Annotated in this window: 6 protein-coding genes; 5 read left to right on the top strand and 1 reads right to left on the bottom strand. The window is 66.2% G+C overall.

Annotated elements, in window-relative coordinates:
- Positions 1–572: YceH family protein (locus ACDELDRAFT_RS17745; protein WP_005799359.1), on the bottom strand; the 572-nt coding region annotated here is incomplete at its 3' end.
- Positions 573–591: 19 nt separating this feature from the next.
- Between ACDELDRAFT_RS17745 and purN the strand changes: the two genes are divergently transcribed.
- From purN to ACDELDRAFT_RS23705, 5 genes are all read left to right on the top strand, one after another.
- Positions 592–1,170 (top strand): phosphoribosylglycinamide formyltransferase, encoded by a 579-nt coding sequence (gene purN, locus ACDELDRAFT_RS17740; protein ID WP_005799358.1) that lies wholly within the window; start codon positions 592–594, stop codon positions 1,168–1,170.
- 123 nt (positions 1,171–1,293) lie between these two features.
- Positions 1,294–1,908: a response regulator gene (locus ACDELDRAFT_RS17735; RefSeq protein ID WP_005799357.1), complete on the top strand. Its 615-nt coding sequence runs from the start codon at positions 1,294–1,296 to the stop codon at positions 1,906–1,908.
- The gene (locus ACDELDRAFT_RS17730) at positions 1,898–3,637 is read left to right on the top strand and encodes an ATP-binding response regulator (protein WP_005799356.1); all 1,740 of its coding nucleotides are present in this window, start codon (positions 1,898–1,900) and stop codon (positions 3,635–3,637) included. Before ACDELDRAFT_RS17735 ends, ACDELDRAFT_RS17730 begins: the two co-directional genes overlap by 11 nt.
- Before the next feature lie 411 nt (positions 3,638–4,048).
- Positions 4,049–5,107, top strand: a complete 1,059-nt coding sequence (locus tag ACDELDRAFT_RS17725; RefSeq protein WP_040329785.1) for an Lcl C-terminal domain-containing protein — start codon at positions 4,049–4,051, stop codon at positions 5,105–5,107.
- A 43-nt stretch (positions 5,108–5,150) separates the two neighbouring features.
- Positions 5,151–6,337: Lcl C-terminal domain-containing protein (locus ACDELDRAFT_RS23705; protein ID WP_005799354.1), on the top strand; the 1,187-nt coding region annotated here is incomplete at its 3' end.

Here is a 6,337-nt window from a genome sequence, read left to right as displayed (position 1 = left end):
GCCTGCAGTGCGGAGGGCACAACGCTGGTGCTGGTGCTTGCCGCCGTCGTGTCCACGGGCCCGCACAGCAGGTGGGCCCAGCGCTGTTCGCGGGCCCCCGGTGCGCGCGGCAGCTGCACCACCAGGGGGCCGCCTTTGTCGGCGCTGCGCTCCTGCAGCTCTTCCAGAAACGCCTCTACCGAGGAAATGTCTGCAAACCGGTACCAGCGCTCGGCGTTGATGCGCAGTTCGCCCGCCGTCTGCGGGCCCCGCAGCATCAAAAGGCCCAGCAGCACGGCCGACTGCTCGGGCACGCCCACGCCGCGCTGGAAGTTGTGCTCCCAGCGCGTGGCGCGGTTGCCGCTGCTCTCGCACGCCAGCGAAAGGTGCCGCAGCCCGTCGAGCGCTTCCTGGGCCTCGGCCTCGGTGAGTGCCATCACGGGTTCACGGCTTGTTTTCTGGTTGCAGCCCGTCAGCAGGCCGTTGAGCGTCATGGGATAGCTGTCCGGCACGGTGCGCGCTTTCTCCATGAGCGTGGCGAGCACGCGGGCTTCGAAGGGCGTGAGGGGGCGGGTGGTGGGGTCGAAAGGCATGGCAGGGATAATCCGGGCGATGAAGAACATCGTGATTTTGATCTCCGGCGGCGGCTCCAACATGGCAGCCATCGTCAGAACCGCGCAGCAGGAGCATTGGGAGCAGCGCCTGGGCGCGCGCGTGGCGGCCGTCGTGAGCAACAAGGCCGACGCAAAGGGGCTGGCCTTTGCCCGCGAGCACGGCATTGCCACCGCCGTGCTCGACCACCGGCAGTTCCCCACCCGCGAAGCATTCGATGCCGAACTGGCGACCACCATCGACAGCCACCAGCCCGACCTGGTGGTGCTGGCCGGCTTCATGCGCATCCTCACGCCCGGCTTCGTGGCGCGGTACGCAGGGCGCCTGATCAACATCCATCCTTCGCTGCTGCCGGCGTTCACCGGCCTGCACACGCACCAGCGCGCCATCGATGCCGGCTGCAAGTTCGCCGGCGTGACGGTGCACCAGGTGACGGCAGAACTCGACGTGGGACCGATCCTCGACCAGGCCGTCGTGCCGGTATTGCCCAATGACACGGCCGACACCCTGGCGGCGCGGGTGCTGACGCAGGAGCACGTGATCTACCCGCGCGCTGTGGCTCGGATGCTTCAGAAATAATAGCTGTCTGCGCTTTCTTGATAAGCGCTGGAAGCTGTTTTGTACTGACTTTCCCGAACCCGGGAGCGATTGAGAAACAGAACAAGACGGGCTGAATCACGATGAGCCTGCCGACCCCCACACATGCGCTTTTTGTTGATCGATGACCACGCCTTGTTTCGTTTTGGCTTGCGGGCACTGCTCATGTCACTGCCCGACGGACATGAGGTAGTGGAAGCCCCATCCTGCGAGGCCGCGCTGGCGCTGGATGCGGCGGTGGTGGCGCCAGATGTCGTGGTGCTGGACTTGACGCTGCCTGGGATCCAGGGTCTGGAGGGCCTGGAGCGTTTGCGGGCCTGGCATCCGCCAGCAACGATCGTGGTGATGTCGGCCGCAGAGGGGCCCGAGTGGGCGGTGGAAGGCCTGCGGCGCGGTGCGAGGGGGTTTATTCCCAAGTCGCTGTCGCCGGCAGCCATGGTGCAGGCGCTGGAGCAGGTCATGCGTGGCGGTGTGCATGTGCACGCGCTGGACACCCTTGGCGTCGCACGCCGGACCGGGATTGAACTCACTCCACGCCAGCGCCAGGTACTGGGCCTGCTGACCCAGAATTACTCGAACAAGGCGATCGCCCGTACCCTTGACATGAGCGTCAACACCGTGCGGGTGCATGTGGCTGCGATTTTTGGCGCCCTGGAAGTCGACAACCGGGTGGATGCCGCACGCATGGCCATCACGCAGGGGCTGATCAATGGCGTCTGAGGGCGCAGGTACTGACAGCCTGCTGCAGCGGGTGGAGGTTGAGCGCATCGACATGCTGTACCGCCACACCCGCACCACATTGGCCACCAATGTCCTGCTGGCGAGCGCCGTGGTGGGCGTCTTGTGGACCATGTTCCCACCCGCCCTTCTGCTGGGATGGTGGGGCGCCATCGTGGCGCTGGTGCTTGTGCGGCTGGGTCTGGTGCGGGGATACCGGCACCGGGAGCCTGCCCAGGCACGGCGGTGGGCGCACTACCTGACCTGGGCGACCCTGCTGTCAGGCGCGGCCTGGGGTGCGTCGGGGGTGGCGTTCTTTGCACCCCAATCAGTGGTCGCGCTGAGCTTCGTGACGATCATCCTGGCGGGGATCGCCGCCGGATCGGTGCCGGCATATGCCTCGTGGCCGCAGGCCCAGTATTCGGCGATCCCAACGGTCTTGCCGATGGCCGGGCGCTTTCTGGTGGAGGGTGGCGAGTGGGTCGTGATGGGGCTGATCGGCGTTCTCTACCTCTACAACGTGCAGTCTTCGGCCCGTCAACTCGCCAAGGTCATCGAAGAGTCGATTCGCCTGCGCCTGGAAAAGCAGGCACTGGCACAGCGCCTGGGCGAAGAAAAGCAGGTGGTGGAGGCGGCCCACCGGGCCAAGACCCAGTTTCTCGCGGCCGCCAGCCATGACCTGCGCCAGCCACTGCAAGCGGTGCACCTGCTGATCGAAGTCCTGCGGCGTACCCCTGATCCAGCGCAGTCGGCTTTGCTGATCGAACGCCTGGCCGAAGCAGCCGGGGCGCTGGACGAAGTCCTGGACGAATTGCTGGACATGTCGCGGCTGCAAGCGGGGCTGATGATGCCCCACAAAATCGCCTTCCCATTGAACGACCTGTTGTCCCGGCTGGACGGGGAAATGCGGCTGCTGGCCGACAAGAAAGGTCTGGAGCTGTGCTTCGTGCCCACCCGGGCGTGGGTGTACAGCGACCCGCAAATGCTGCTGCGGATGTTGCGCAACCTGGTCAGCAATGCCGTGCACCACACGGCGCAGGGCAGGGTGCTGGTGGGCTGTCGCCAGCGCGGCGGCGAGATTGGCGTCATGGTGTGCGACACCGGCCCCGGCATCGCGCCGGAACACCACACCGCGATTTTTCGTGAGTTCTACCAACTGGACAACCCCGAGCGGGACCGGCGCAAAGGCCTGGGCCTGGGGCTGGCGATCGTGGCCGGCCTGTGCCGCCTGCTGGAGCACAGGGTGCTCTTGAAGTCCGTTCTGGGGCGGGGTTCCTGCTTCGAGCTGCGGGTACCCCAAGTGCAGCCCGCCGCACTGCCTGAAGCCGCCCATCTGCAGGGCGACACGGCGCTGGCGGGGTGCGTGGTGCTGGTCATCGATGACGACCCTGGCCTGCGTGAAACCCTGGGCAGTGCGCTTGAGGTTTGGGGCTGCACGGCAGTGGCGGCGGACGGAGTGCAGGCCGCGCTGGCAACGTTGGCGTCCCGGAGGCTGGCGCCGGATCTGATCGTTGCCGACTACCGCCTGCGCAACCAGGCCACCGGCATTGAAGCCATCGCCGCAGTGCGCCAGGCTCTGGGCCGGCAGGTGCCCGCAGCCATCCTGACGGGCGACACCGCGCCGCAGCGGCTCAAGGAAGCCGCAGGCGCAGGCCATTTGCTGCTGCACAAGCCCGTGCAACCGGCCAGCCTGCGCGCGGCGCTGGCCAAACTGCGCCAAGGCGCTTCTTGAGGCCGGGCGGTTCCAGGCCCCGGTCGATGGGGAAGTGGAATCGCCGGAGCCAGATTTCATGGCCTCAAAGTCCTTATGCGGCAAGCATTGCGTGCTATTAAAAACGCAGCGTCGCAAGCGCTTCTAGTCCTGCTGCGTTATTGACGCTTACAGGCGCGTCTTTCTAGACTGCGCCCCGCTTCGTGACCTTGCCGGCAGGCTGAGTCCATTGCCAGGGCGCGCATTTCTCGCCACCCCCTGCAAACCACGTCAGCGCCCCCATGGCCCTGCCGGTGACGCAGAGGAAACCCCCGCCTGCAATGGGCTGCCGAGCCGTCCGCGGTCTGTGCTTCATCAGGTTTCATCGGCCTCCAGCGCCTGATGGGCCTTTGTCAACAGCTATTCAAAAAAGAGCATAAAGAGGGAATTCCCGTGGCCTTGAAAAACACCCTGGGCCTGCTGGCCCTGTGCGCCGCGCCGTTGCTGGCGCAGGCGCAAAGCTGCACCAGCCCGAATGCCAATGGCGACTACATCCTGGGCGAAGCGCAAGGCGAAGCCAGTGCCATGCATTGGTCCACGGGTCTGGTGTGGAAGCGCTGCAGCGAGGGCCAGGCGTTCAGCAATGGCCAGTGCACGGGCACGGCGTTGCAAAAGGGCTGGAACGCATGGGCCGATACAGAGCGCCAGCTTCTGCCGCAGTCCTTCGCTGGTCAGAACAGCTGGGGCATCAACGCCAGCCTCAGCCAGAACCTGCTGGTAAGCGGCGCTTGGCGCATGGCCTACCTCGTCGAGTCGCTGGGAGTCGCGTACAACTGTTCCAGCGCTCCCTTTGTCAACCCAACGGTATTCCCTGATGCACCGTCTTCTGTGGTCTGGTCGGGCTCGCCCGTGAGCTGGAGTCAGAGCGGCGCATGGAGAGCGAGTCTGTCGGGCACAGCAGGCGTATACGGTACCCGCAGTGACAGTTACCACGTCCGGCTGGTGCGTGCGGGCCAGCCTTTCGCCGGGGTGCCTTCCCCGCCCGCGCAGACGGCCGCGCCCAACATGCTGGCCACCTTTCCCGCCGTCACGCTCGCGCCCAGCTCTGGCGCAGGCCAGGCCTGGGGCGGCGCGCGCATCAGTGGCTTGGGCAATCCCGAGTTCCAGCTCAATGGGGCGGGCGGCTGGATGACCGAGGCCATCGTCAAAAGCGGCGACCAGATCACCGTGCGCCTGACGGCACCGGCCACCGTGGGTAGCAGCTACAGCGCCACCCTCACCCTGCGCAGCGGCCAGACCACCGGCACCAGCGCCAACGGCGTCAATGGCGGCAGCGAATCCACGGTTCCGCAAACCACCACCGCCAGTTTCACCGCCAAGGCCTTGCCACCCGCGCCCGGCGGCGCCCGGGCCATTCCTACCCTGGGCGAATGGGGCGTGCTGCTGCTGTCGCTGCTGGTGGGCCTGATGGGCCGGCGGAAGTTGCGGGCCAAAGCGGCCGCCGTGGCTTGATGAGAAGCCGCTGGCAGCTATCAAAAAAGAGAGGAGCCTTCCCATGTCTTCAGCCCTTGCGCGCCGAACTTCCAGGCGCCTGCTGCACTGGCTCGCCCTGCTGAGCGCCTGCGCCGCGCCAATGCTGGCGCAGGCGCAGAACTGTCGCACCCCCAGCCCCAACACCGATGACGACTACATCCTGGGCGAAGCGGACGGCGAAGCCAGTGCTATGCACTGGCCCACCGGCCTGGTGTGGAAGCGCTGCAGCGAGGGCCAGGCGTTCAGCGGTGGTCAGTGCACAGGTGCGACGGCGTCCACCAACTGGCAAAGTTGGGCGGCAACGTATCTGCCCAAATCCTTCACCAACCAAGCCAACTGGGGCGTAAGCGCCAGTGTCAGCCAGAACCTGCTGGTAAGCGGCGCCTGGCGCATGGCTTACGAGAAGGAGTTGAAGAAGATCACCGAAGGCTGCGGCATGGGCCCCAAGATCAACCGTGCCGTGTTTCCCAATACCCCGGAGTCTTCGTATGTTTGGTCGGGTTCGCCCCTGGCCGTTGGTGCAAGCTACGCCAGGGTCGTCGATTTCTACAGTGGCTATGCCTACACCGACCCTCGCTACTACAGTTCTGACGCACGTCTCGTGCGCGCCGGACAGCCTTTTGCTGCTTTGTCTTTCTCCACTGAGGACGGAATCGCAGTGCCAGGTGCTACCGTCACCTTCCTCGCCTTCACCCTCGCAGCCAGCGACCCCACTGGCCAGGCATGGGGCGGTGCGCGCATCAGTGGCGATGGCAATCCGCAATTCCAGGTGAACGGGGGCGCCTGGGTGGACAAAGCCATCGTCAAGAGCGGCGACCAGATCATCGTGCGCCTCACGGCCCCGGCCACGGGCAGCCGCTACGCCACCTTCACACTGCGCAGCGGCCAGACCACCGGCACCAGCGACTACGCCACGAATGGCGGTGATGAGTTCACAGCCATGCAGGAAACCTTCGCCCTCTTTGCCGCCACCGTTCTCGCCGTGGATGGCACCTGTGGCAGCGCCAGCGGCCCAGCCAGCGCCACCGCGCCCTCGGGCGGCCTGTTGTGCGCCACCGGCACGGCCACCCCCGTCACTGGTAGCAACGGCCAGTGGGCCTGGGGCTGCAACGGCAGTGGCGGCGGCAGCAGCACCGCTGCCAATGCCTGTGCCGCCCCCTACGCCAGCCAGACCCTGAGCCTCAGCGCCAGCCCCACCAGCATCACCGT

This window comes from Acidovorax delafieldii 2AN (assembly GCF_000175235.1).
Lineage (GTDB): Bacteria > Pseudomonadota > Gammaproteobacteria > Burkholderiales > Burkholderiaceae_C > Acidovorax > Acidovorax delafieldii_B.
Note: the sequence above shows the minus strand (reverse complement) of the source record. Positions and strands in the feature narration are given on the sequence as shown.

Excerpts from the sequence above, each read along its gene's own strand:
- purN (WP_005799358.1), top strand. The coding sequence starts at position 592 with ATGAAGAACATCGTGATTTTGATCTCCGGCGGCGGCTCCAACATGGCA.
- ACDELDRAFT_RS17735 (WP_005799357.1), top strand. The coding sequence starts at position 1,294 with ATGCGCTTTTTGTTGATCGATGACCACGCCTTGTTTCGTTTTGGCTTG.
- ACDELDRAFT_RS17730 (WP_005799356.1), top strand. The coding sequence starts at position 1,898 with ATGGCGTCTGAGGGCGCAGGTACTGACAGCCTGCTGCAGCGGGTGGAG.